Raw genomic sequence first — 26438 nt, forward strand, 5'->3', positions numbered from 1 at the left:
AACAAGTTTACTATAGCACGTCTATGCACAAATATGATCATTTGTTATCACAATCATGATCGAAACTGTTGTAACCACAAGTGTAATTGCGCTTCAAGTGAACAGGGATCGAATCCATAAAAGATATTGCGATCCATCATATATACCTGCTTATTCTGTACAGCTTGCAATTGAGACCATGCTTCTGATTCCATCACAGGTTCAATCAGAGTCGCTGTTTCACCCTCTACAGGATAATGAATCACAATCATATGATCGGCTGCGTATAGATTCAGCTCTGATATTTCAATTTGCTGACAAATGAAATGCTGATCAATAATACGCTCTTGAACGATTACAGGTGGCTGATGACCTAACTCTTGATAAATCAGTGGCCCGCCCATACTGCGCTGATCACCGTATACATATATTTTTTCAGAAACGATTTTGTAAATACCGACAGTCTGATGAGATGGAATCTGTTGCAATAATTGTTTTCTTGCCTGCTCTACTTGAGTATTCCAATTGTGTAACCACTGCTCTGCTTGCCTTACTTCTCCTACTTGTTCTGCTAACCATAGCCACTGCTGTTTCCAGTCATAATCGTCGATCTCAATCGTTTGTAAAGGTACATATTCTTCGAGCATTTCTTTACCTGCATTATCTTGATAAGCAAATACAAGATCAGGTTGTAACTTATTCATAAGCTGGATCGATTGATCTAGATCTGTATGAAGAATATTCATCGTACTGAGATCAAGCTTACGATGATAGATATCCCATTTCCATGATTCTAGGTAACCTGCCTGAGGAACGATATCCAGATGTAACAGCATTGCTGTAAATGGATAATTCCATGCAGCATACTGCTTTTTAGAAGATTGATACTGCTTGGGTGACAATGAAAATGATTGTTTAAAACGCCGACTAAAATAGTGATCATCCGGGTATGCATTACGCTTGGCAATCTCACTGATACTTGCGCTAGAAGACTGCAAATCTTTTTTAGCCATGTTCATACGCCAGCGGTACACATACTCTGTAAAAGAACAATCTTTATACTTGCGAAATATTCTTGAAAAATGTTCAGGTGTAATTCCTAATTGAGCAGCTATGACGTCACGACGAATCTCTTCACGATAATGCGTTTTTACATAATGAACAGCTTGCTCGATCAGTGTCAGATGACTTGCTTCGGTAGCGACTGACTGATCATTCCAGATCAGATGTAACAATTGATAAAATAGTAACTGACTATAGATCTGCTTTTCCATAGACAGTTCTGTCGCATACTCCGTAATCTCTAACCATTCTTTGCACAAACGCTGAATTTCCAAAGGGGAATGAGTAGAAATGATAGCAGGTAAATTCATAGCCGACCTGCTAGAAGTAAGAGTTGAATCATTAGATGTAAACATTACTTTGAACACTTGCAGTGGTTGAGCAGAAGCATTATACAGAAATACTCCACTACCCGCAGGACAAAATAAAACTTGATTGGCATGTATTAATAATCGACTGCCTTGAATTTGAGCTTCTGCTTGCCCTTCTTTTACAATCATAAGCGTATCGTGTTCAGCTACTATCCATTCTTTAAGATGAGCAGGTAAATAAGTCACGATAGTCAATGATAAAGGAACCCACACTTTACTCGATAATAGACGAGTTTGTTGCTTATTCTCCAGCTTGGATGATCTGCTCCCTTCTAAAAAAGGATACGAATGTTCTTTGAGTTGACGGGTGATCGTAACTACTTCTTCATCTGACAGTCTGCCTATGTATTGGATAGTACGATGTTTATTTTTACCTTGCTCATCTCGATAAGATTCTACAATACGATAGTAAGTATACAGTTGACCTTGCTTGTGTACGCTTTGCTTTTTCAAAAACATAATCCAAATTCCTTTCATTTTAGGACTACAAGTTAGGGACTACAGTATACAATAAAAGTACCTCAATCCATCAGGTACTTTTATCAAATCAATCGTATGAACATTTACTGGAGAGTTTTATTATCTTTTTCAAACGTCATTATCCAATAATTTTCTGGTAACTTGCAATATCCAGACGGCGACCAAATTTATACCCTACTTCACGAAAATGTGCACATTTCTCATAACCGTAGCGTTCAAATAAAGCAATACTGTTTACATTTTCTGTACATACTGTGGCTATCAGTACATGAAATCCACTTTCAATACCTGCTTGCTCAAGAAAAGAAAGAGATTTGCCACCTAACCCTCGTCCTGTCTGCCCCGGTTTGAGATATACCGTTACTTCTGCCGTCACATCATAAGCTTGCTTATTTTTGTGTTGAGTCATTAATATGTATCCGGCAATACTTGATGTAGATGATGCAGATAACGAAAGCGCTGATTCCGTTTCGTGAAATGGTTCTTCGACAATCACATATGATTTGTAGTGAGCAGGTACATTCATAATCTGCGCACGCATCTGTTCTAGCGATAATGTCTCTGTATGAAAAGAAACTGTTGTGTGTTCGACATAATGATTATAAATCGACAGCACTTCAGGTAAATGTTCTTCTGCAATCGGTTCAAATCGAACGATAGTCATATAGGCGTACTCCTCTATTTATACAAAATAATGCATGATTCGTTGAGGTCCTGCTAATCCGATCGGACGATGACCCAAATCTTCAAATCCTGCTACAGTATAGGTGTGTTGCGCTGCTAGATTGCGTTCATTAACTGCTAGTATTAATTCATGTATAAATGGAAAATGGTATTTCACCCATGCTGGTAATAATTGCATCGCTTTACTTGCATATCCTTTGCCTTGATGCCCGGAATCGATCAGTGGTGCTCGAATTAGCATCACTTCAGCAAGTGGAGTATCTGTATAAAGATCGTACTCCAAAATACCCTGTCCTGTATGCAACACAAAAAATCCAACAACTTGATATTCAGCTATAATCACAATCGGATAACGCTGAGGATCAGTCAGCGCTTCTTCAAGTGAATCAACAGGTAAAGCTGTAAATTGAAGTTGCTCTTCTGGCAAATGAAATAAAGTCAGATCTGCCTTGTGTTCAGGACGGTATAATGTTAACTCTACTGTAGAAGAAATAGTCATAGAATCAACTCCTTTGATCTGTCCAGTCACTTAATCAGCAACAATCGCATAGATTTTGGCATCATGAAATCTACCTTTAACATATAAGTTTTTGCGCATTAAGCCTTCGTACTTCATACCCACTTTCTCCATTACACGAGCAGAATTGATATTATCAGGCATACAGCGTGCTTCAATACGTACTAACTTCATCTCATTCCAACCAAAATTAATAATCGCTTCCATCGCTTCTGATGTATAGCCGCGATTCCAAAATTCTCTGGATAACGCATATCCTACTTCTGCTTTGAAATGCTTGGTATTCCAATTAATAAATCCCATTGTACCTATCAAGCGACCGGATTCTTTATGTTCAATACCCCATTGAGAAACAGCACCTTCTGCATATTTCCCTAACAAAAATGAAATAAATTGCTTTGTTTCTTCTATCGATTGATGCGCATGCCAAGTGACATACCGAGTAACTTCTGGATCAGAAGCATAAGCATACATGTCTTCTACATCATCCATCGTAATCGGGCGCAAAATCATTCTTTCCGTTTCCAATACAGGCAGTTCTCCAAAAATATCTTCAATTTTCATATGTATCTGCTCCTTTGATTGAAATAGGTTATATGTATTTTACCATATATGCGCTTCCAACGTTGCTACCAAATCATGAACAATAATATACAAAAAAAACCGCCCTTGAGGACAGCTTTTATCAACTTTACAGTTAGTACGAATCTTAATTAACTTCGATATCCTTGTCGTAGATCAGTGGCTGTAATAATGCCTAATACACGTTCTTGCTCGGTAACAATAATACTATCATTGCGGAAATATTCTGCACGCTCTTCTGCTTGCTGTTGTACATTAGAGACGCTAGAACTGACATCCACTATAAGAGGTTTTTGAGTCATTAATTTGACTATACGTTGCATATAGAATCCATCCATTCCTGCTCGTCCATTCACTCGAAAGAAAAAGCGACCGCACATAATCAATCCTACCGGACGATGCAACTTATCACATACTACAATACTTTCAGCTTCTGGGTAACTGAACATAACTTTGAGCGTTTGTTCACATGTCTGCTTGGTCGTAACATGCGGAGCACTGCGAAGAAGATCGGTAAGTGTTATTATTTCTTCTGGCGGATAAAGAGGATCAGGCATAGTAGCTGTCTGAACAGGAGTGACTTCATATTTTTTGATTGGTTTCAGCAAGGGCTTCAGCATCTGACTAATCATGATCTATCGCCTTCTTTCTGTAATAAGAGCTTATACTTTATCCTACTCTTCTAAGATTAAAGGCGATAACGAATCATGTGAAATAGATGTAAATCATCCCCTGCACTATCACGTTATTGATCGTTTAATGTCCACTGATCACGCCATTTGAGCACAATAGACCCATCATCGGCAATCTCAATCGGTAACCAGATATAACGGGAGTCTTTGAGATTATCTTTTTTCCAGCGATCTCCCATATAAATAAAAGTATCTGGTGCGCCTTCTACCGGAATAATATGTGTACTTTGAGAATCAAATGTCGTCTGACTTGCAGGTGCAAAATTTTTCAAAGGCGCCCACGGGCCAAAAATATGATCTGCTACTGTATATTTGGCAACATTCGGATCCCAGCCTGTTGCTCCTGATGTCACCATATAATATTTGCCATTATGCTTGAACATGGCAGGTGCTTCACGTTGTGCACCCGGGAATACACGCACATAATCTTCACCATATACAGCTTGATATTCTTGATCACGCTCTACTTTGCCTTCTTTGTGCCAGCCTGTAATATCAGTGTAAGTATCATTTAATTTGGAAATATAAATAGTTAAATTCTCTTCACTAGAATAGACGAGGTATGCTGTTCCATCATCATCTTTAAAAAGAGTCATATCTCTTGCCATACCGGGTTGATCGGGTTGTCCATTATATTCTGCATCTTTGGGAGCACGATCCATGCGATGCCCTTCTCCATAGACAAAAGGCCCTGTCGGTGAATCAGATAGTGCGTATCCTGCTTGAGCTTTAGCATAGTTTGCTGTCGATGTCGCACTCGGCCCATCAGTATGCATCCACATCACATATTTGCCAGTATGCTCATTATAAATCACTTTAGGACGTTCTATAATTCGGTTCGTTCCAATATCATTCAGGATATTAGCCGTATCTTTGCGTCCGGCATAGAGCTTAGAAATCAATGGATCATTTTTAAAATCATCTTCAGATTCAATTGCTGTCAACGCTAGACCTTTATCTTCCCAATTGTAAAGGTCTTTGGAAGCATACACATGAACACCACGAGCAGGTAGATATCCATTGGTTTTATCTTCTCCATACCAGTAGTACGTCTGATCTTGTTGGTTATACAGTACTCCTCCACCATGTGCTTGAATAGGTACACCATTGGTATCATTCCAGACAGCACCAGGAGTAAATGATGTATTAGCAGTTATATTTATTGCTGATGGAATACTAGAATTTGCCGCATTAGAAATAGGTACAGGCATAACTAGCGAAGACAATAATACTGATCCGCACACAAGCGGTAACCATTTTCCCCTTCTAAACCATAGATTCATAACGTTGCCTCCTTTTATTTTGTATACGCTTACAAAAATCAATAAAAATATACTCCCTGCATAGGAAGTATATTTTCTTATTGTAGTAAAAACCATTTTTTAAGTCAAATATACAATAAAAGGAATATTTCGCTTACTAAAGATTTGTCTACAACGACTATCATATTTAGATGTGTTTTTAACTAGATTAGTAATCAGTTCCCGATCTGCAAATATTATTGATCCGCAGTCCATAGCTCGTATTTTTGATCATCATTCCACATAGTATTGAAAATAGTAGACCATTGTTCTGCCAGATTAAGATCATGAATAGCAACTAATACTTCATCATTATCTTCACTGGATTCATCGGTATAATTAAATGATCCTACAGTTGCTATTTTACGATCAGCAATCAACATTTTTTCATGAATTTTGCCTTCAAATGTATTGATTTTGATTACTGCTCCTGCATCAATTAAAGCTTGTAATGCTTTGATCTGAGATTTTTTTTCTACTTTTGTTTTGTCTGTCAAAATATGCACTTGTACACCACGTTTTTGCGCTTCTACTAATGCTTGAATAATCGATTCACGTGACAAATTATAAATCGCGACATCCAGTGTAGATTGTGATTCATTGATCAGCTTTATAATCAACTGATCAGGCTTCTGTCCTTCTGATGTAAATACATAATCAATCGTTGTATCTGCCTTTTGGTTTGTATCTTTAGAAGCAGATGGAGACGATTGGATAGTAGTAGAAGAGACATCGGAGTTCTTATGGATAGGAACCGAATAGACTTCAGGAGAGGTCGTTTTTGAAGTATTGGAACATGCGCTTACTACCAACACTGTACTCACTAGAAGAAGACCTATCAGACTGAGTTTGTGACGTAATATAGTCATATTTGCAAAACCCTTTCTTTGTAAAACCAATTCATTCTGCGCTCATATCTAATATTGTACTTATGAGCTTATTCTTATAATTGGCACCAAGGAAAAAGCTTTCACCGCAATTTGCCAATAAATGAATACATTCTATTATAAACGAATGATCTTTGTAATCAAAATTGTGCAAAAATATACACCATAATTTGGATATCATACAGGAGTTCAATCCTTTGGGCACGAATAGTATAACCATCATGGACAATTTGGAGATGATCATACAATGATTAGAGGAATAAGTCAGGCTGGGCTAGGTCATATTTCAACAGAGGAATTAGTACGTTCTGCACGTCAATATGGATTCGGTGCTGTAGATATCAATACCGATACACTGATTGCTGATCATGGTATAGAAGGAACGCGTCAATTGCTGGAAGATCATCAGGTGATTATAGGGTCGATCGGTCTACCTGTAGAATGGCGTCAGTCCGACTCTACTTTTCGTGAACAATTAACATCACTCGCTGTCACAGCTCATCATGCTTCTTTGCTTGGATGCCAACGTTGTTGTACATATATTTTACCTGCTACTGATGAATCTCCGGCTGCCTATATGGCACAAAGTATTGTACGTCTGCGCCAGATTGCATCTATTTTAGATGCTTATGGTATTAGATTGGGACTTGAATTTGTAGGGCCTTATCATTTGCGTACCGCATGGAAATATCCATTTATTCATACCGTTGCAGATACACTGACAATGATTGATGGGATCGATCGCAGTAATGTTGGCTTATTGGTCGATGCTTATCATTGTTATACTACTGACTTTACCGCTGATGATCTTCGTCAATTGCGCGCAGATCAAATTGTACATGTACATATTAACGATGCCAGAGACGTACCGCTTGATCAAGTTCTCGATAATGATCGACTTTATCCTGCTGAAGGTGTGATTGATTTGCCAGCTTTTCTTCAAGCTTTGCAAGATATCGGTTATACAGGAGTGGTCGCACAAGAAATTCTCTCTAAAGAATCACCCACAGATTCGATAGCGTCATTATGGGAGCGCTCACAGCGTGGATTTGATCATGCTTTTCGCAATATTTCTCCTTCTGCCTTTCAATAGGCAATCTGCTCTTATTATCTAATCAAGATAGCATATGATATATACCAATTAAATCAGAGTACAAATAAGCCATATGCCCAACTTCTTATGACAAGTTCAAGAAGTTGGGCGTATGACTATACAATAAGAAATCAAATAATACTATATATCTGTCATATAGATTGACTCTGCTGCTCCACTACAAAACTACTATACTCCGCATAGCCTATCGTTCCTTGATCTTGATCCGTTAATTCGATTCGTTCACTGACTCTGTTCAGATCAACAGCAAATATCCCTACTTTGGCACCTACCCAATGCCCCGGATGAACCGATGCTACATATGGAATATCTATAAAATTCGTTCCATCTAGACTATAGCTAAATTGAGATTGAGCTGCATGCAGAATAGAAACAGGAATCTGATCTTCCCTCGCTTCACTGATCGGTGACAAATGATGTGCTGATTCGTTGTCTAACCATACCGATACACGCATATAGATAGGATTAGGCATATATGGTTGGGAAGAAATGACTTCCAGATCATCAAGTATAGTGTGCCAGACTTCTTGTTCTACAGGATGCTCTAGCTCTTGTCCATCCTCATCTTGATAGGTATAACCTCGGATCAAAGATAATCGATATTGTTGCTCCGCATTCTTCTCTATCGCTAAATACGTATATGTTCGTCCAAATAACGTAATTCCGAATCGTTCGGTAACAGATTGAGGATAGATGTGTAGGCAGGTCGTTGCTGTAAAATGGGTAGAAGGAAGCTTTTGCAATAATAATTGAGGTGCTTCATACAACAACGCTTTATCGGTTACATTTTCTAAATGAGAAGGAAATGAACATGCATATAATCGGATTTCTTGATGTTCATAATCGGTAGCATACCAGTCTGCTTGAATATTGGCTTCCCATTGCCACTGTAATCCGAATGCTCCGTCTATTCCATCTATCAGTTCGATCTGTTCATCATATAATGAATGACGGGAACTCAAGTGATCTCCAGATTCTATCGACTGAGGGACAACAGGCATACGCCACGTCTCCACAGGCTCGCCTACTGTGTCTCCTTGTTGGTATTGCCCGATTATAGGCCAGCCATCGCTCCATTCCATCGGTTGAAGATGCGTAATCCGTCCATACGCATATTTATCTTGAAAATGTAAAAACCATGACTCTCCTGCGGCTGTCTCTACCCAGCTTCCTTGATGAGGACCGTTGATAGGACTATTACCTTGCTAAAGTACGATTCGATCTTCATAAGGGCCCAAAATATGTTTAGAACGTAAAACAACTTGCCACCCATGACTGACTCCACCGGCAGGAGCAAATATGTAATACATGCCATCTCGTTTGTACCATTTGGGCCCTTCCATCACAGGATGAACTAATCCGCCATCATAAATAATCTGCCCTTCCCCTTGAAGTTCACGACCATCTGCGCTCATACGGAATGCTTGTAATTTACTACGGATTCCTGTACGACTATGAGCAAAAGCATGCACAAGATAAGCTTGCCCATCTTCATCCCAAAATGGACATGGATCGATCCATCCTTTTACTTTTTTCACTAGATGAGGTGCTGTCCACGGCCCTGTTGGTTCTTTGGCGGAACACATAAAGATGCCTTCATCCGGTGTGCTAAAAAATACCCAAAAGCGTCCATTCTGATAACGAAGGCTAGGTGCCCATACACCTTCTCCATGTCTGGGCTGATCATAATCAGAAGATCCTTCTAGAAATTGGAGTTCTGGCAAAATATAATGGAGCAACTTCCAGTGCACCAGATCAGTTGAATGAAGTAAAGGTAATCCAGGCACATGAGCAAAACTAGAAGCAACCATATAGAAATCGTCGCCTACTGCTATTGCATCAGGATCAGAGTAATCTTCATGAATAATAGGATTATTATAAAAGAGTTTGTTCATCTGCAAGGTCATCTGTTATTTCCTCCTGTAATCTATTTTGTTAACGTGTTCATTTCTACTTCTATCATAACCTCACTGTATATTTAATTAAAGTATACGCTTACAAAATGACATATTAAAAATATAATTGCAACTTAACCTCAATAAGGAACAGAGTTTTCTATAGCGAATCTCTATTCCATATCAAGCTAAGTATATAATTTTTTTACCTTTTCAAAACCTTTTGTAAAGAGTCAATCATCGCTTCTACAAAGCTGGTTCGCTTTTCTTCAGACAACTCAAGCAAAGAAAGATAAGGATTTAAGTCCTCTAATTCTACTAATAAGAGTTCTCCTTGTTCATTTCGACAAGCATCTATTCGTTGAATCCCCCAATTGATGTCATTCCAATCAATAAAACGTTTGGCAAAATGCAAGTCTTGATCAGTGGGTGTATATTCTTTTAACTCCCATCGCTTGTCTTTATCTGGTGCATAAAGCGCATATTGAAATTGTTTATCAATAAAATAAAAAGAAACTTCATATTCAAAATCGATTAACGGCTGTATTAAAGTATTATTTGAGTTAGAATTAACTTCTTTAATCAGTTTATCTTTTTCAACAAATTTCAATCCAACAGAATCTGCTCCATCTTTAGGCTTTATAATATACATATGTACATCAGGAAGTTTGTCCAAATGATCGATAGTATCAATGGTCGGTATAACAGGGTATTGAGCATCTGTTAATTCAATTAAGTATTCTTTCCCTTTCATATCCGCTTTTCCATCAAACGAATTATAGGTATTTAAATTTTTAGAAGTCACTCGTTGACAAAATTCTTCATATTTAATTTTGAAATTGGCAACTGGGCCTGCATTTCTAAAAACGATTAAATCTACCTGATCTTCAAATGCTTCAATATCTTCAGGGTGGCAAATAACCAGATTAAAAGTTTCTCTTAATTTTGAAGTTAAAAATAAATCTTCTTCATAATAGTTTCTTCCTTTTGCCGGATAATATAAATCTGTCACAAATAATATTTTATTCATAATAATCATACCTTCTTTTACAAATTTTATTTTTCACAATGAACTCGGTACATATGAAGAACCTATGTATTCAAAACGATATTAACAGAAGACACATTTCTTTAGTTTATCGTCTCTATTTTGCTATACATGGTGAATTAGAGATATCTGAACCGTTTGCTAATCTTTTCTTTCTTATTTTCAAATGAAGCTTCTCACATTAGCAGTACTGAAATGTATTTAGATATAGTAGAATTATAGCTATCTTAATACAAAAAACGCCTTGTGATATACATAAGGCGTTTTTTGTATTTACTTTTATATACAAGCTATGATGAAACGTGAACTAAACACCTGTTTATACGTAAGCGTTACGTGTATAAGACAACAACGATTCTACATTAACGATCGGTATAATTTTGCCATTCACTTCAAAAGCATTTGGTAAAATATCGCGACTGTTTGCTTCTGGGTTTTCTTTTAATTCTGATTCTTCTACAGTCGCTGTATTGTCTAGCTCATCTACAAGCAAAGCAACACGAGTACGACGAAGCAAAATCATTTTGTCTGTTTCTTTCGGTTCTTCATAAGACACAGCTAATACTTTACGCAGATTCACTAGCGGATACAATGCTCCACGAATCGTAATTAATCCTTCATGCCAATCTTCTGAAAATGGCAATGGTGTTCCTTTTTTAGCAGTTTGAATTTCATCAATTTCATTAAAGTTAATAGCGTACGCTTGACCTGCTACATAAAATACAATTAATTCGATTTTCATTATAATTAGCTCCTCGAACAATATAATCTGACATTTGCCTATATATATACTTTATCGACCAAATGGTTCATATTCTTTACTACTTTCTATACCGCTCTACATGTACGTACATTTCGTGACAAAAAATAATGATTATAGACAAGTATATGATCTAATTTGATCAATATTCTTGAAATATATTTAAATAAGTGCTACTATTTAGAAAATTAGTGTATGTATCAGTTTATTATTAATATTTATATAAACTATAAATGTACGTACATATTTTTAATATTAAATTTGTAAGCGTTACCTGAAAATACATCAGGACAATGCTATACCTCATTTCAAGGAGACGATATCATGACCAACTTACCTGAATTCAAAAATCCGATTGTGGAACAACGTGCTGATCCATGGATCTACAAACATACAGATGGATATTACTATTTCACCGCTTCTGTACCGGAGTATGACAGATTGGACGTAAGACGTTCACAGACTATACAGGGACTAGCAGATGCTCCTGCGGTAACGGTATGGCGCAAGCCTGATCAAGGCCCGCTTAGCAACTTAATCTGGGCGCCAGAACTTCATTATATTAATGAAAAATGGTATATCTACTTTGCTGCTGCTGATGTTCCTGAACCGGTCAATGGTACGTTTAATCACCGTATGTATGTGATTGAGACCGATGCTGCTAATCCTTTAGAAGGTCAATGGGTAGAAAAAGGACAAATTGTTACCGCGTGGGAATCTTTTGCACTGGATGCAACAACTTTCCAACATAATGGCACATTATATTATGTATGGGCACAACGTGATTATGATATTCCAGGGAACTCCAATCTGTACATTTCAGAAATGGAAAATCCATGGACTCTTACAGGGAAACAAACGATGTTAACCAAACCTGAACTGGATTGGGAAGTTATTGGTTTCCTTGTTAATGAAGGGCCAGCCGTTCTTAAACGCAATGGCAAAATCTTTATTACGTATTCTGCAAGCGCTACCGATGAGAATTATTGCATGGGATTACTGACTGCTGACGAGAATAGCGATCTATTAGATATCAACTCATGGCACAAATCAACACAACCTGTATTTACAAGTGCTGCTGAAAATGGACAATATGGTCCAGGGCATAACAGCTTTACGCGCACAGAAGACGATCAACATGATGTATTGGTCTATCATGGACGTAATTACACTGAAATTACAGGCGATCCATTGTACGATCCTAACCGTCATACACGTGCACAAGTGATTACATGGAATGAAGATGGTACACCTAATTTTGGTAAACCTGTTCCAGATGCAGGATTTGTTCGTTCCTAAGTAAAGACTTTGTCTGATCTTAAATACAACTGTTCTTAAACACAGATTTTGTTCTTTTATAAATAGAGACAACGATATGGATACGGAGATGAATGAATCATGAAGTTAAACAATATCAAATTACCAAAATGGAATTTTTGGAATTTCGGTGGATTGTTCTTTTTCTACTTTTTAATCTGGGCGGTTGTACTTGCTTTCTTACCGATCTGGTTAAAAGAAGAAGCAGGGCTTGATGCTAGCCATACTGGACTTGTATTTTCAGCAATTTCATTAATTGCTTTATGTTATCAACCGTTTTTCGGAGTGATCTCGGATAAACTAGGATTCCGCAAAAATCTATTCTGGTTTGTTGTGATTGTTGCTTTATTTATGGGCCCATTCTTCACCTTTTTGTTTATTCCACTTCTTCAATATAATATTTGGGTAGGCGCTATTATTGGTGGTATTTACCTGAGTGCTGTGTTCCAGGGTGGCGTTGGTGTTGTCGAAGCCTATATTGAGCGTGCGAGTCGTGCGAGCTCGATTGAGTATGGTCGTGTACGTCTTTTCGGTTCAATTGCTGGTGCTACGGCAACTCTAATCGGCGGTATGATGTATCTGTACAATCCGATTAGTATTTTCTGGTTCGCTTCTTGTTCTGCCGCTGTATTGGGGATTCTATTGCATACAGCCAAAGTTGATCCTTCTGCCAGTGCAGCAGGTGTACCTGCGGATTCTAATGAAGCTTCTAGCGAGATTACCAAAGAACGTGTATTTTCGATTTTCAAACTTAAAAACTTCTGGTTCTTGTCTCTGCTGATTGTTGGTACAGCCAGTGTGTACGATGTATTCGATCAACAGTTCCCGAACTATTACAATCAATTCTTTGCTTCTCCTGCTTTGGGTACACAGCGCTTTAGTGAACTGGTGTCCTTACAAACAGCGATTGAAGCAATCTTAATGATCTTTATGCCATTTATTATTAACAAAATTGGAGCTAAAAACGGTCTGTTACTTTTCGGATTACTTACATTTGTCCGTATTTTTGGAACCGCTATCGCAACCGATACTGTTAGCTTATCATTGCTACGTTTGATTGCTGCAGTTGAAATGCCGTTGTTGTTAGTATCCATTTTCAAATACATTACAGGTGTATTCGATATTAGATTGTCTGCTACGATCTATTTATTAGCGTTTAACTTTGCCAAGCAAGCTGCGATTGTTGTTTTCTCAAGTATTGCCGGTAATATGTACACCAGTATTGGTTTTCAAAATACGTATTACTTCTTGAGTGCTATCGTCTTACTGATTACAGTAATTTCGATCTTTGGACTATCCAATGATAAAAACAAACGTGAGCCTGTAGGAAGCGTTACACCAAAGCAAAATAAAGAACGAATGGTAGCTGTACCTAAAGTATAATGTAGCTTGATAAGCAGTATATGTAAGCGTTATTAGTAAGCGTTATCAGAAAGATATAAGTTGTTGTATTTATATATCATAGAATATCAAACAAGCCTTTCAGTCTGTTATGCTGAAAGGCTTTTTGATTTTTAATTATTTAGAGAAAATTACTAATACTACATTCTATATCACATACTTTTTCAAAAAATACTTTTGTTGATCTATATAACTGCTAAAGTTCCTTATTCAACATCTAAGCCTTTTTCCATTTTAGATCTAAAAGAATAGGTGGAATATACTTTGAACTGACAAAATCATATTGCAAATCCATATTTAATTGTCCAAGTAAAATATTACGATCTTGATCTAATTTTAATTTCCATCGATCACTGACCACAGCCTTGTTTTGGTTTATATGGTTCATAGCCTCTTCCCAAGACATACTAAGATCAACGCTGTTATTAATACTATAAATATATTCATCATAAATCTGTTGTTGATAAAGTTCAGTTTCTTCATCTAGTTCAGAGTCCCATACCAAATCAAAATCAGGACCATGTAAACTAGAATTTTCAATAAACTCTTTAAATTCATCAGATACAAAACAATACTTACTTGGAAATTCAGGAATTTTAAATATTTTATCATTTGTATTGATAAGCTCTTTATTAAAATATATTTTTTTGTAATTTGTTTTTTTACCTTTTTTTGAAAACTCTGCAATTGATTTATTTTGGTCTACACAGTCAATCACATTAGTAATATTAAGAAGAAAAAATGAATAGTTCTCATGAATAAGAGATAAAAATTCTACTTTTCCTTCCAAAAAACTTTCAATTTTTTTCTTTGCTTCTATGTTTATTACAGGTGCACCAGGAAGAAATGATGGAAAGTCTTTATACTTTTTTTTACTTCCCTCAATAAAAACCTCAAATGGTATCCACTCTTTAATGAGAGATTGACCTCTAATATTATCTAAAAAATCAATCCATTCACTTATAGTCAACACAATATTTTTTTCACTACTAGTTATTTTCCAAATTTTCATTTTTTCCCCTAGTCTAGTGGATTTTCAAACCTAAATTTTACTCTGTTTAACATATTTATATCACTATAATGAGTTAAAAGCATATTTAATTTACTAGCATCATGATCTGAAGGTAAAGATAGATTGCCCTTTCATACAGTTTATGCATAGAAATCTATATTAATTATAATAAATCAAAAAAATTCTGCTTTCTATATAATTTTGTAAATTTATTAAAGGGGTTGAATTCACAACAGATTTTGGTACAATATGGATTGGTTATGTGAGCTATTCTAAATTATTTCGATAACGATTTAAAGGAGTCTACTCGTGAACAATGTAGTGAAAGAACGCTGGTACGCGGTACTGGGTATTGCTATTGTATTTGGCGGTATTTTTGTAATTAAAGCATTCAGCGGAGATTTGTAATCTGAACTCAACAATAACGGCGTAATGCCAGCAAGATGGTAACACCATAAAAAGAGCTTAAACGATGCCAGTGAGCGATCACCCACGACATTGTTCAAGCTCTTTTTGCTTATAGATAGCATATCCGTTTGCTTATACATAGTACATACGGTTAGCTTGCAGGTTATTACTCCAGATTTACTACATGCGTAGACTTAGCCTACTATTGTTCACTTTGTGTGCGTATAACTTGATAGATTTTAACTTAATTTATATAATAATTCACCGGAACGTGTATTGGACTGTGCAGATGATTGAAGATCATTGTAATCATTAATATTCGTTACGATTACAGGTGTAATAGTCTCATATCCTTCTGCTTGTACTGCTTGGAGATCGAATTCCATCAATAGGTCACCGATCTTCACTGTTTCTCCTGCTTTGGCATGAGGTGTGAAATGTTTACCTTTTAATTTGACGGTATCAATTCCGATATGAATTAACATTTCTGTTCCTGTATCGCTGACAAGCCCGATCGCATGTCCGCTTTTGGAAACAGAGAATACCGTTCCATTGACCGGAGAAACGATTCGCCCTTCTGTCGGTTCGATCGCTACCCCTTTACCCATAATTTCTTGCGAAAAAGCAGGATCATTGACAGCACTTAGTGGCTTCACTTCGCCGGCAACCGGACTGAAAATATCAGCAGCGATCACTTGTTGTACAGCAGGTTGATGAATATCAATGACATTGGATGCTACAACCGGATTCGATGCAACCGAAGTGTTGCTTCCTTCATTTGCTGTGGATGGAGCCGGTTCAGTCTCTTCTGTACTTTCTTTAACGCCTACAAAATAAGTGATTGCTGTCGCAGATACTAATGCCACCAGACCACCCAATATAGCATAGATTAATGTGCTGATCGATGGACTAATAAATGCAGCTACACTTGGTAGACCTACTAAACCTGTAATAACATACGATTTCACATGGAAAATACCCATAAATGCTCCACCAATTGCTCCACCGATAAGAGCAGCAATAAATGGCTTTTTGAATTTCATATTGATACCATACATAGCAGGTTCTGTAATACCCATAATTGCAGTTAAGCCTGTAGAGAAACCAAGCGATTTGGTTTGAGCGTTTTTGGAACGAAGTCCTACGCCTAATGCTCCACCTGCTTGTGCCCAGTTAGCCGCGAACATCAATGGAATAATAAAATCGTATCCTAATGCAGTGATCGAACCGATCACGATTGGAGTTAGTGCATAATGCATACCTGTGATAATAAGCAAAGACATAGTGCCGCCGATTAGAATACTCGCTACAATCGACATATTTTCAAATAACCATGCAATACCTCCAGATAAGCCACTACCAATAATAGAACCTAACGGCCCGATCGCAATCAATGTAAGTGGAACCATTACAAGTAACGTAATCGTAGGTACGACTAGCAGTTTTAGTGAGACATGCGTATAACGATCTACTGCTTTCTCTACATATGAAGCGATCCAGATTGCAATAACGATCGGAATAACTGTAGAAGAATATGTTGCTGCAACTACCGGGATACTGGCGAAAGTCACACTTTGACCTGAAGCCAATAACGCCGTAATCGTAGGATGCATAATAGCTGCTCCTAATGCTGCCCCGATATACATATTACTGCCTAGCTTACGAGAAGCACTAATCGCTAAAATAATCGGCAAGAAGTAAAATGCACCATCTCCGATAGCGGATAAAATAATATACGTAGAACTGGTATTAGACATCCAGCCTAATGCCACAAGGATTGCTACAATCCCTTTAATCATCCCTGCGCCTGTAATCGCTGGTAAGATCGGTGTAAACATTCCTGAAATAAAATCAAATAGTGTACTGATCGGATTTTGTTTCTTTTTCGGCTTAGAAGAAGATGTCTCTTCTAGTTGACCGGCTCCTGGAATCTTTTTCACTAATTCTTTGTATACGTTTGCTACTTCATTTCCGATAATAACTTGAAATTGTCCTCCATTTTTCATAACACCCATAACGCCTGGCGTTTTTTCCAATTGAGCTTTGTTAGCTAGATTATCGTCATTCAGGTTAAAACGAAGTCTTGTCATACAATGAGTCACTTGATCAATATTACTTGTACCGCCTACCAAATCCAGTATGTCTTGCGATAATTTCTCTTTATCCATGTTGTCTTTCTCCTTTTTATATAGGGCGACTAGAACGATTAAGATACAAAAAAACCTAAATGCTTATAAATGAGTCAGTCTATACTGACAGTACATACAATACGTGTACAGCATATTGCATGGTCATCTATCCACATTCAGGTTTTGCCTAATTAAAGTCACAATCCCATTCATTGGTGTATTTATTTGTATCAGTCGGTTCAATGATCTACCCTTCTGATCTTTCTGCTTGTTCAGCTTTGGTAATACGTTCGATATGAATTGTCAGATATAATAGTTCGTCTTTGGAAAGAGTACGCTGATGAATTTTGCTTGTATATGATTGAATCTTTTGTGCACAAGCATAAGCATTAGGATATTGGACTTTGACCATATCATGTAGAGGATTCTCACCAGAATCACTAACCGTATCATGAAGTACACGCTGCGCAAAAAACTTCAGATGTGTAAGAAAGCGGAAATAGCTTAGCGATTCTTCATCCATTTCAAATACGTAATGTCTGGTGACTATGCGTAGCACGTCTTTGACAATATTGGTCATGCTGATCGTTTCACTCATCTCGCCGTTTAGTTGCGAGTTGACGAAATGCAATGCAATAAATCCACCTTCATCTTCAGTCAGTTCTACACCTAATTTATCTTCAATCATTTGCAGAGCTTTCATCCCGATCACATATTCTTTGCGGTATAACTTTTTGATTTCCCAAAGAATCGCGTTCCGAATCTCTATCCCTTGCCGATAACGTTCTATTGCGAAGTGAATATGATCGGTTAACGAAATATAAATACTATCATGCAATTTACTACCTAATATTGTCTGCGCATAACGAATAATCTCATCTGAACAATCTACGTATTCGATAGGAATGTCTGATAATAATGTCATCAACTTTTGTGAGACTTCCCTATTTTCGAGTTTGAATACTTTTTCTACTTTTGTCTCATCCACCAGATCGCCAGGGTGCTTTTTAAAACCAATACCTCGCCCCATAACAACCATTTCCTGTTCCGCAGGATTGATGACAGTCACGACATTATTATTCAGAACTTGTGCTATTTTCATTCCCATCACCTTTTGCTATCAAAATAGTCAAAAAGGCAAAACCAAAAATGACTTGGAACGTCAATTTCGGTTTTGCCTGAGTAAACAGTAACAATCCGTGTGTTTTTGGTTTTCTGTGAATCCATAGTAACATAGCCTTAAAACGTTAGCAACATTTTTTTGTAAGCACTTACTTTTTGGTGATATAAACGGGAATTTTTTTAGAGCTTACTTTTCGATCAATTCAAACTCTGCTGTTTGTACAGCTTTGGCGTTTGAACCGATATATACTTTAAATTCTCCAATATCAGCTACCCATTGCAAGCGTGAATTACAATATTTGAGCATTTCTTCTGTAATTTCAAACTGTACTTGAGCAGTCTCTCCTCCAGCTAACGTCACTTTTTGGAATCCTTTCAGTTCTTTCACAGGTCGGACAGTACTTCCGTATAGGTCTTGAATATACAGTTGGACAATTTCTTCGCCTGATACAGAACTTGTGTTAGTCACTTGAATAGTTGCTGTTATCGATTCGGTACGTTGCATCGCTTGACGATCTAATGTTATCTCTGAATATTCAAACTGGCTATAACTAAGACCATATCCAAACGGATATAATGGATCGTTCGGGCCATCTAAATATTTAGAAATATATTTTTCATGTTCATTTTCGGCTGTGACAGGTCTACCGGTATTAAAATGGTTGTAATAGATCGGTACTTGACCCAATTGCTTCGGAAAGCTCATTGTTAGCTTCGCAGATGGATTATAATCGCCGACTAATACGTCCGCTATCGCATGTCCTGCTTGTGAACCTAAAAACCATGTTTCTACAATACTATCCATATGCTGTTCATACCAATCCAGTACCAATGGTCGACCATTGGTTAGCACAAGTACAACCGCTTTACCGGATTGCTTCGCTAATTCTACAATAGCTTCAGCCAGTTGTTGCTGTGGCTCAGGGATTGTAATATTCATACGTGAAGCAGCTTCACCAGACATTTCACTATTTTCACCTAATGCTAACAAAATAACATCTGCATGTCCGGCTACTTCAAGTGCTCGTTCGATTCCACCTGCAATCGGTTCGTTTACTTTAGAACCTTCACTGTATAATAAACGATCTTCTTGTATGCCTTTAGCTTGTAACCCTTCTAATAAAGTAACGGTATCTGCTCCATATTTAGAAAACTGCCAAGGGCCTAACAAATCTTTGCTATCACCAAATGGGCCAATGACAGCAATACGTGCGCTGGATTCAGCCACATGTAACGGTAACGTTTGAGCTTCATTTTTGAGAAGTACAATTGATTTCTGCGCCAATTCTCGACTTGCTTGTAGATGATTTTCGTTAAAGTGATATTCTACTTCTTTGTCTGGACGTACATAACGGAAAGGATCATCCATAATACCAATCTGATATTTATAGGTCAAAATGCGTCGTACTGCATCATCCAATTGTTGCTCTTGAATCTTACCGTCGGCTACAAGTTGTGGCAAAAATTGCTCATACGTCTGAGATACCATTTCGATATCCATTGTTGCATTTAACGATAAACGAGCGGCTTCACTACGATCTTTAGCAACACCATGTATATAAATTTCTTCGACTGCACCGTAATCAGAGATCAGAATACCATCGAATCCTAATTCATCACGTAGCAAATCTTTCAAAATAAATTCACTTGCTGCAATCGGAATCCCCTGATAAAAGTTAAATGCGTTCATTACTGACGCCGCACCTGCTTCAAGTCCAGCCTGAAAAGGAGGCAAATACAGATTACGCAACATCCATTCTGAGATATCAACAGTGTTGTAATCACGACCAGATTCGGAAGCACCATAAGCGATAAAATGTTTGAGACATGCAATCAATGTCTCTTTATCAAATAAACTTGCCCCTTGAAAACCTTCGACTTGCGCTCTAGCAATTAACGAACCTAGATAAGGATCTTCGCCTGAACCTTCTACTACACGTCCCCAACGAGCATCACGCGCAATATCAACCATTGGAGCATGATTGTACGTAATCCCTGTAGCTGTTGCTTCTTTGGCGGCAATCGCACAAGCTTCACGAATCGCTTCGATATCCCAACTGCAAGACCATGCCAGCGGTACAGGAAAGATCGTCTGAAAACCATGAATTACATCGGCATTAAACATCAATGGAATACCCAAACGAGATTTCTCTACGGCTGTTTTTTGCAATTCAAATACACGACTACTATTAAAAGCACCCAAAATCGAACCTGTACGTCCTTGTTCCACCAGAACGTCTGCCGATTCTGCTTCGATATCGCCACCAAAAGCAAAATCAGAAGCCATACACTGACTCATTTGCCCGATTTTCTCGGCAACTGTCATCTGTCCAATTAATTGCTCGACTTGAGCTTTAATATCTTCTGCTGTGCGTTCGACAACATTATTTTTATGATAAGGAGCAACCACATTGATCAATTCTTCACTCAACGATTGCCCTCTTCCTCTTGTACCATCTAATTTCATTACACCTGTAAAAGGCAATGAGATAAAACCTGTAAAGCAATCTTCTTCAAAAACCATTTCAATCGTAGCTTCGCCTTCACCATGTGGCAAAACAACTACACTTCCTGTTGCTTTTAGCGTATTGCCTTCTACATGTATATGCTTGATATCCAAAGCAAGCGGTAGTGGCTCCATTTGCACCGTTAAGGAATAGTCCTGTGGGGTTGGCTTAGGAGACTCTTGCTGAACCTCAAATAAAAATTTCCATTTTGATGATTGTAATTGTGATGTACTATTCCATATTCCTATCATTCGTATGCCCTCGTTTCCCAATACTATTCTCTGTTTGTGTAGTACTTCGATCATATCTATATTTTATTATGATCGCTTTTGTCTACTGCTTTAATGTAAGCGTTATGACATTATATTTATGGTATTATTCCTATTTTTTTAGTAAAATAATAAATACATACTTATTCACTTATTAGGTATGCTGGACTTTGAAATGATAGGAGTTACACAACCATATGAATACAACCTGGCTTAATACCCTCAAATTTATAATGAAATGCTTGCATATTGAATATCAGATTCCACTCTATATAGTCGATCAGCAAGGGTCGCTTATTGAAGAATATCCTTCCCAGAATTTCAATCCTTTATACGCTAGTAAAAGCGAAGGGCTTGCGTTCTTAACCCAATATATTCAAGGCAACTATCCACTTATTCATGCTACTAATTTTGTAGAACAATATCTAATTGTGCCTTTACCTGCTCAGTCTACTGATCAAGCAAATGTCACTGAAACTATCGACTATTCTTCACTTGATCGCTTGCAGACGCAAGAAAATACTGACATCGATATCGAAGGCGCTCTAATCGCAGGTCCTTTTTTTAATGCGATTGTACCGGAAGAGTTAATTAAAGGTATTATTGTCGATCATCAATTGTCTTTTCGTCAGCAAGATGAAGTATGGGCATTTTACAAAAACGTTCCGCTGATCTCGAAAGAACGCATATATAATGCAGCAGTTATGATTTATTTTATGCTTTACCACAAAGAGTTGGACATGGCAGAATTGATTCAACATAATTTGCATATTCCAGCCGCTTCTATTCATCGTGTGCATCTGGATTCGATTCCACATCTGGCTTCGTCTAACGCATTGTCTCGTCATGATGAAGCCGAATATACACCAGATCGTTATCATCATAATCCTGAAATGGAACGTATCTTTTTACAATACATCAGAGAAGGTCGTAAAGAAGATTTGATTCAATGGGAGCTAGGATTTCCAACAGAGAAATTAGGAGTACTATCCAAGAAAAGTCTATTACGGAACGAAAAAAATCTAGGCATTTGCTCGGTGACACTGGTCACACGCGCGGCAATGGACGGCGGAGTCAACGCTGAAATTGCTTATACATTAAGTGATTTTTATATTCAAGCAGTCGAAGAATGTGAAAATCCTGCGCAAGTGCATATGACTACTCAGCGATGCAATGCTGACTTTGTCGATCGAGTACTGGAAGGTCAGAAGCAACGATATTCCCATGAAGTCAATCTGACACGTCATTACATTTTCAGCCATCTGTATGAACCGATTCATCTGCAAGATCTAGCAAAAGAAACCAAACTGAATGCTGATTATTTATCTCAGTTATTTAAAAAAGAAATCGGTTGTTCGCCTATTGTCTATATTCAGCAACAACGTATTGATGAAGCGAAAAAACTGATCAGTCTTTCTCATTATTCGTTAGCTGAAATTTCGACGTTGTTGCAGTTTCATGATCAGAGTTATTTCACGAAGATTTTTAAAAGGTATACTGGCGTTACGCCGAAGCAGTATCAGAAGAATCGTACGGGTGGGGAACGGATGGGTGTGGGGGTGTTTTAGAGTTACAGCGCTCCGGGTGCGATATTGTTCTTGCCGTCGCTTGTTGTAAATAGATACCTTGATTAACCGCTTTGCGGTAGGTATCCATTTACAAAGGCGAGCGCTTCGCTCTTTCAGAACAATATCGCTCCCTGCGCTCAGTGCAGTTGTATAACTTTATCATTAGATACATTGGATCTTTTTAAAATAAAGCTGAATTATATTCATTACCTTGAGCAAAAAATATACTCATCATTATAGTCATAAGTAATGCGCATTTCTTATTTTCAGTATTCTACTATAATGATCTATTCCAATAATTTTGCATTAAGTAATTCTTTCTTCTTGTGCTTAATTTATATTACTGGTTTGATTATGTATTTTCATCCTCAATCCAGACTATTGTTCGCTATTTCTATCTATTAAATGAGAGTATACAACTCAATTATTTATAATTTTTTTTTCTATTAATAGCAGGCATTTGCTTTTTCACTGATATTATTCAATATTTTCAGAATATATCACTAATATCATATCTATTCGCATGTAACTTTGCCATTATAGTAGAATAGTTAACTATTATTTGTATTAGTATTCTTTTATTTAATAATAGATTTTAATCAGATGCAGAAATCGACTCAGCGAAGGAAAAGGAATTATCCGTAAGAAGCGTAGCGTTCGCCTTTAAGAATGGATATTTACTGCGATAGCTGTTGTTCAAAATATCCATTCTTAACAGCGATCGGCAGGATAATCCTTTGACGTAGCGATGTCCCTCCACGCTCAAAAAAAGAAAAAGAACCCTCCCCATTATCGTAATCATCCGAAGACAATCACAATACCAAGAAGGATTCCCTTTATTCACACTCTATACTCACATACTTCATTGACCAATACTCAAGTACGATCCACAGGTTTGATTTTCCAAATTTCTGACGCATATTGCCCTATCGTCAGATCACTAGAGAATTTACCGGAGTGTCCGATATTATGAATCGATTTCTTCAGCCATTCTTTACGATTACGATAAGCGAGATCGATCTGAACATGAGCTTCTGTGTATGCCGAGAAATCTTTGAGTACAAAATACTCATCATTCATATCAAGAATCGAACGGTATAAAATATCAAATTCATTATTATGATTAGTAAATGGCCCGCGCTCAATCAGTTGATTCATCACTTCTTGAATCCGGGAATCACTGTTGTAAATATCGCGTGCATTGTAACCGCCATGTTGATAATAGTCCATCACTTGATCTGCATTCAATCCGAAAATAAACATGTTATTATCGCCTAACATTTCATGCATCTCTACGTTAGCACCATCCATTGTACCTACAGTTAGAGCACCATTCATCATAAATTTCATATTACCTGTACCGGATGCTTCTTTACTGGCGGTAGAGATTTGTTCACTCACATCCGCAGCAGGAATAATCTTTTCAGCCAAAGATACAGAATAATTTTCTAAGAAAAAAACATTCAGCTTATCTTTGACATCAGGGTCGTTATTCACTACATTAGCTACACTGTTAATCAGTTTGATCGTACTTTTTGCAAGGTAATAACTTGGTGCCGCTTTGGCTCCAAAGATAAAAGTACGTGGCACCATATCCAGTGATGGCATTTCTTTGATCTGATGATACAGATGGATAATATGAAGAATATTCAAAAATTGTCGTTTATACGCGTGTAGGCGCTTGACCTGTACATCAAAGATCGAATCGGTATTCACTTTGACATCATATTTTTGTTCAATATAGGTCGCCAATTTTTGCTTATTATTCAGCTTAATCTGTGCAGCACGCTCTTGAAAGCTTGCATCTTCACTGTATTTCAAAATGCCAACCATTTCCTGTGGATGTGTGATCCAACGAGTACCAATCGACTCACTGACCAACTGCGATAACTCAGGATTCGCATGCATCAACCAGCGACGATGAGTAATACCGTTCGTTTTGTTATTGAACCGATCTGGATACAATTCGTAGAAATTTTTCATTTCACGATGTTTTAAAATATCGGTATGCAACGCAGCTACACCGTTGATACTGTGACTACCTGCTATGGCGAGATGTGCCATTTTTACTTGATCGTCGAAAATAATAGCCATATGCGCTACACGATCGGGATCATCTGGATATTTATCCATCAACAAACGGCAAAAACGAGCATTGATCTCTTCAATAATCATATACACACGTGGTAACAGCTCGCGCACCATATGAGTTGGCCATTTTTCTAATGCTTCGCTCAAAATAGTATGGTTGGTATAGGATACTGTCTTGGTTACAATCTCCCATGCTGTATCCCATCCGTAACCTTTTTCATCAAGCAAAATACGCATTAATTCAGGAATAACCAGTGTAGGATGCGTATCGTTGATATGAATTGCTATCTTTTTTGGTAACTCTTCATAGCTAAGTCCTAATTTATCATACGTACGCAGAATACTTTGTAGACCAGCAGAACACAAGAAATACTGTTGCTTCAATCGCAATAATCGCCCTTCATATTGAGAATCATCCGGGTATAAAAACTCCGAAATCGATTCAACAGAACGATTGTAGTCGAGATAGCTATAATAGTTACCTCCTGAAGAAGAACCACGACTTGCCATTTCACGCATTGGTTCTGCGCTCCATAGACGAAGGGTATTCATGTGCGAAGAATCTCTATTCCCTTTGTATCCAATAACAGGAACATCGTAAGGAATCGCCCATACACCTTCATAATCATGAAGTGAAAACGTAAGCTCTCCTGCTTCTTCCTGAACTTCTACATTACCACCAAAGCGAACTTCCACTTTGCGATCATCACGACGAACTTCCCATTCATTTCCTTTTTGCAGCCAGTTATCCGGTAATTCGACTTGATTGCCATCGACTATTTTTTGTTCAAATAGACCGTATTTGTAACGGATCCCGCAACCATGACCTGCATATCCAAGAGAAGCCAATGAATCCATAAAACAAGCAGCTAGACGACCAAGACCACCATTCCCTAGTCCCGCGTCTGCTTCTTGTTCTTCTATTTCAGAAAGAGATACGCCTAAGTCTTCCAGACCTTCTTGCACAATTTCAAGAACACCCATATTGAGTAGATTGTTACCTAGTAGACGACCTATTAGAAATTCAAGAGATAGATAATAGACTTGTTTTTCCTCATTATCTCGAAATTCGCGGTTGGTTGCAGCCCACTCTTTACCGGCAAATTCTCGGATCATTCGACTTAAAATCGTATATACATCTTCACTTGATACTTCTTCCAACGGTTTTCCCAACTTGGAAACTACATTATTCTGAAATATGCTTTTGAATGACTCTTTGCTTGTAAACAAAAGGGCGTTCCT

20 protein-coding genes are annotated in these 26438 nt (G+C 37.6%); 4 read left to right on the forward strand and 16 right to left on the reverse strand.

What is annotated here, in order from left to right:
- Positions 1-53: 53 nt before the first annotated feature.
- The 7 genes from ACFSGI_RS11820 to ACFSGI_RS11850 all read right to left on the reverse strand — a co-directional run bounded on the left by ACFSGI_RS11820 (position 54) and on the right by ACFSGI_RS11850 (position 6537).
- Entirely contained in the window at positions 54-1865 is a 1812-nt protein-coding gene (locus tag ACFSGI_RS11820) for a helix-turn-helix domain-containing protein (RefSeq protein WP_204824326.1), read from the reverse strand.
- A gap of 145 nt (positions 1866-2010) precedes the next feature.
- Positions 2011-2556 (reverse strand): GNAT family N-acetyltransferase, encoded by a 546-nt coding sequence (locus tag ACFSGI_RS11825; RefSeq protein WP_204824327.1) that lies wholly within the window; start codon positions 2554-2556, stop codon positions 2011-2013.
- Between the two features lie 18 nt (positions 2557-2574).
- On the reverse strand, positions 2575-3075 hold the full coding sequence (locus tag ACFSGI_RS11830) for a GNAT family N-acetyltransferase (protein WP_204824328.1): 501 nt from the start codon (positions 3073-3075) through the stop codon (positions 2575-2577).
- Between the two features lie 30 nt (positions 3076-3105).
- Positions 3106-3657: a GNAT family N-acetyltransferase gene (locus ACFSGI_RS11835; protein WP_204824329.1), complete on the reverse strand. Its 552-nt coding sequence runs from the start codon at positions 3655-3657 to the stop codon at positions 3106-3108.
- Positions 3658-3806: 149 nt separating this feature from the next.
- Entirely contained in the window at positions 3807-4295 is a 489-nt protein-coding gene (locus ACFSGI_RS11840) for a CBS domain-containing protein (protein WP_379283275.1), read from the reverse strand.
- Positions 4296-4420: 125 nt separating this feature from the next.
- Positions 4421-5650: a glycoside hydrolase family 43 protein gene (locus tag ACFSGI_RS11845; protein ID WP_379283278.1), complete on the reverse strand. Its 1230-nt coding sequence runs from the start codon at positions 5648-5650 to the stop codon at positions 4421-4423.
- A gap of 215 nt (positions 5651-5865) precedes the next feature.
- Entirely contained in the window at positions 5866-6537 is a 672-nt protein-coding gene (locus ACFSGI_RS11850; protein ID WP_204824332.1) for a phospholipase D-like domain-containing protein, read from the reverse strand.
- Between the two features lie 265 nt (positions 6538-6802).
- On the opposite strand from ACFSGI_RS11850, the gene ACFSGI_RS11855 reads away from it, so the two are divergent.
- Positions 6803-7648 (forward strand): sugar phosphate isomerase/epimerase family protein, encoded by an 846-nt coding sequence (locus tag ACFSGI_RS11855; RefSeq protein WP_204824333.1) that lies wholly within the window; start codon positions 6803-6805, stop codon positions 7646-7648.
- A gap of 152 nt (positions 7649-7800) precedes the next feature.
- Here the strand turns inward: ACFSGI_RS11855 and ACFSGI_RS11860 are convergent, their stop codons facing one another.
- The 4 genes from ACFSGI_RS11860 to ACFSGI_RS11875 all read right to left on the reverse strand — a co-directional run bounded on the left by ACFSGI_RS11860 (position 7801) and on the right by ACFSGI_RS11875 (position 11354).
- Complete coding sequence (locus tag ACFSGI_RS11860; RefSeq protein WP_204824334.1) at positions 7801-8751, reverse strand: beta-xylosidase family glycoside hydrolase; 951 nt, start codon at positions 8749-8751, stop codon at positions 7801-7803.
- A gap of 123 nt (positions 8752-8874) precedes the next feature.
- Positions 8875-9576, reverse strand: coding sequence for a glycoside hydrolase 43 family protein (locus ACFSGI_RS11865; RefSeq protein ID WP_204824335.1), 702 nt, complete (start codon positions 9574-9576; stop codon positions 8875-8877).
- Positions 9577-9769: 193 nt separating this feature from the next.
- Positions 9770-10594 (reverse strand): ATP-grasp domain-containing protein, encoded by an 825-nt coding sequence (locus ACFSGI_RS11870; RefSeq protein ID WP_204824336.1) that lies wholly within the window; start codon positions 10592-10594, stop codon positions 9770-9772.
- A 337-nt stretch (positions 10595-10931) separates the two neighbouring features.
- On the reverse strand, positions 10932-11354 hold the full coding sequence (locus tag ACFSGI_RS11875) for a chemotaxis protein CheW (RefSeq protein ID WP_204824337.1): 423 nt from the start codon (positions 11352-11354) through the stop codon (positions 10932-10934).
- 342 nt (positions 11355-11696) lie between these two features.
- Here ACFSGI_RS11875 and ACFSGI_RS11880 point away from each other — a divergent pair, with 342 nt between their 5' ends.
- Both ACFSGI_RS11880 and ACFSGI_RS11885 read left to right on the forward strand, forming a co-directional pair.
- The gene (locus ACFSGI_RS11880; protein ID WP_204824338.1) at positions 11697-12671 is read left to right on the forward strand and encodes a glycoside hydrolase family 43 protein; all 975 of its coding nucleotides are present in this window, start codon (positions 11697-11699) and stop codon (positions 12669-12671) included.
- 99 nt (positions 12672-12770) lie between these two features.
- Entirely contained in the window at positions 12771-14072 is a 1302-nt protein-coding gene (locus ACFSGI_RS11885; RefSeq protein ID WP_379283282.1) for an MFS transporter, read from the forward strand.
- Between the two features lie 235 nt (positions 14073-14307).
- Here ACFSGI_RS11885 and ACFSGI_RS11890 read toward each other — a convergent pair whose 3' ends face one another.
- The 4 genes from ACFSGI_RS11890 to ACFSGI_RS11905 all read right to left on the reverse strand — a co-directional run bounded on the left by ACFSGI_RS11890 (position 14308) and on the right by ACFSGI_RS11905 (position 21519).
- Positions 14308-15102: an imm11 family protein gene (locus ACFSGI_RS11890; RefSeq protein WP_204824339.1), complete on the reverse strand. Its 795-nt coding sequence runs from the start codon at positions 15100-15102 to the stop codon at positions 14308-14310.
- Positions 15103-15749: 647 nt separating this feature from the next.
- Positions 15750-17678, reverse strand: a complete 1929-nt coding sequence (locus tag ACFSGI_RS11895; RefSeq protein WP_204824340.1) for a beta-glucoside-specific PTS transporter subunit IIABC — start codon at positions 17676-17678, stop codon at positions 15750-15752.
- A 208-nt stretch (positions 17679-17886) separates the two neighbouring features.
- Positions 17887-18741: a BglG family transcription antiterminator LicT gene (gene licT, locus ACFSGI_RS11900; protein WP_204824341.1), complete on the reverse strand. Its 855-nt coding sequence runs from the start codon at positions 18739-18741 to the stop codon at positions 17887-17889.
- A gap of 207 nt (positions 18742-18948) precedes the next feature.
- Entirely contained in the window at positions 18949-21519 is a 2571-nt protein-coding gene (locus ACFSGI_RS11905; protein WP_204824342.1) for a glycoside hydrolase family 3 N-terminal domain-containing protein, read from the reverse strand.
- 215 nt (positions 21520-21734) lie between these two features.
- Between ACFSGI_RS11905 and ACFSGI_RS11910 the strand changes: the two genes are divergently transcribed.
- Positions 21735-23105, forward strand: a complete 1371-nt coding sequence (locus ACFSGI_RS11910) for a helix-turn-helix domain-containing protein (RefSeq protein WP_204824343.1) — start codon at positions 21735-21737, stop codon at positions 23103-23105.
- An 876-nt stretch (positions 23106-23981) separates the two neighbouring features.
- Here ACFSGI_RS11910 and ACFSGI_RS11915 read toward each other — a convergent pair.
- Positions 23982-26426 carry a glycogen/starch/alpha-glucan phosphorylase gene (locus tag ACFSGI_RS11915; RefSeq protein WP_204824344.1) on the reverse strand — a complete coding sequence of 815 codons (2445 nt, stop codon included), beginning with the start codon at positions 26424-26426 and terminating at the stop codon, positions 23982-23984.
- Positions 26427-26438 lie beyond the last annotated feature (12 nt).

Source organism: Paenibacillus nicotianae, assembly GCF_042681745.1.
Classification (GTDB): Bacteria; Bacillota; Bacilli; order Paenibacillales; family Paenibacillaceae; genus Saccharibacillus; species Saccharibacillus nicotianae.

Bases quoted from the DNA above. Each gene is read 5' to 3' on its own strand.
- ACFSGI_RS11825 (WP_204824327.1), bottom strand. From the start codon at position 2,556: ATGACTATCGTTCGATTTGAACCGATTGCAGAAGAACATTTACCTGAA.
- ACFSGI_RS11830 (WP_204824328.1), bottom strand. From the start codon at position 3,075: ATGACTATTTCTTCTACAGTAGAGTTAACATTATACCGTCCTGAACAC.
- ACFSGI_RS11835 (WP_204824329.1), bottom strand. From the start codon at position 3,657: ATGAAAATTGAAGATATTTTTGGAGAACTGCCTGTATTGGAAACGGAA.
- ACFSGI_RS11840 (WP_379283275.1), bottom strand. From the start codon at position 4,295: ATGCTGAAGCCCTTGCTGAAACCAATCAAAAAATATGAAGTCACTCCT.
- ACFSGI_RS11845 (WP_379283278.1), bottom strand. From the start codon at position 5,650: ATGAATCTATGGTTTAGAAGGGGAAAATGGTTACCGCTTGTGTGCGGA.
- ACFSGI_RS11850 (WP_204824332.1), bottom strand. From the start codon at position 6,537: ATGACTATATTACGTCACAAACTCAGTCTGATAGGTCTTCTTCTAGTG.
- ACFSGI_RS11855 (WP_204824333.1), top strand. From the start codon at position 6,803: ATGATTAGAGGAATAAGTCAGGCTGGGCTAGGTCATATTTCAACAGAG.
- ACFSGI_RS11860 (WP_204824334.1), bottom strand. From the start codon at position 8,751: ATGGAATGGAGCGATGGCTGGCCTATAATCGGGCAATACCAACAAGGA.
- ACFSGI_RS11865 (WP_204824335.1), bottom strand. From the start codon at position 9,576: ATGACCTTGCAGATGAACAAACTCTTTTATAATAATCCTATTATTCAT.
- ACFSGI_RS11870 (WP_204824336.1), bottom strand. From the start codon at position 10,594: ATGAATAAAATATTATTTGTGACAGATTTATATTATCCGGCAAAAGGA.
- ACFSGI_RS11875 (WP_204824337.1), bottom strand. From the start codon at position 11,354: ATGAAAATCGAATTAATTGTATTTTATGTAGCAGGTCAAGCGTACGCT.
- ACFSGI_RS11880 (WP_204824338.1), top strand. From the start codon at position 11,697: ATGACCAACTTACCTGAATTCAAAAATCCGATTGTGGAACAACGTGCT.
- ACFSGI_RS11885 (WP_379283282.1), top strand. From the start codon at position 12,771: ATGAAGTTAAACAATATCAAATTACCAAAATGGAATTTTTGGAATTTC.
- ACFSGI_RS11890 (WP_204824339.1), bottom strand. From the start codon at position 15,102: ATGAAAATTTGGAAAATAACTAGTAGTGAAAAAAATATTGTGTTGACT.
- ACFSGI_RS11895 (WP_204824340.1), bottom strand. From the start codon at position 17,678: ATGGATAAAGAGAAATTATCGCAAGACATACTGGATTTGGTAGGCGGT.
- licT (WP_204824341.1), bottom strand. From the start codon at position 18,741: ATGAAAATAGCACAAGTTCTGAATAATAATGTCGTGACTGTCATCAAT.
- ACFSGI_RS11905 (WP_204824342.1), bottom strand. From the start codon at position 21,519: ATGATAGGAATATGGAATAGTACATCACAATTACAATCATCAAAATGG.
- ACFSGI_RS11910 (WP_204824343.1), top strand. From the start codon at position 21,735: ATGAATACAACCTGGCTTAATACCCTCAAATTTATAATGAAATGCTTG.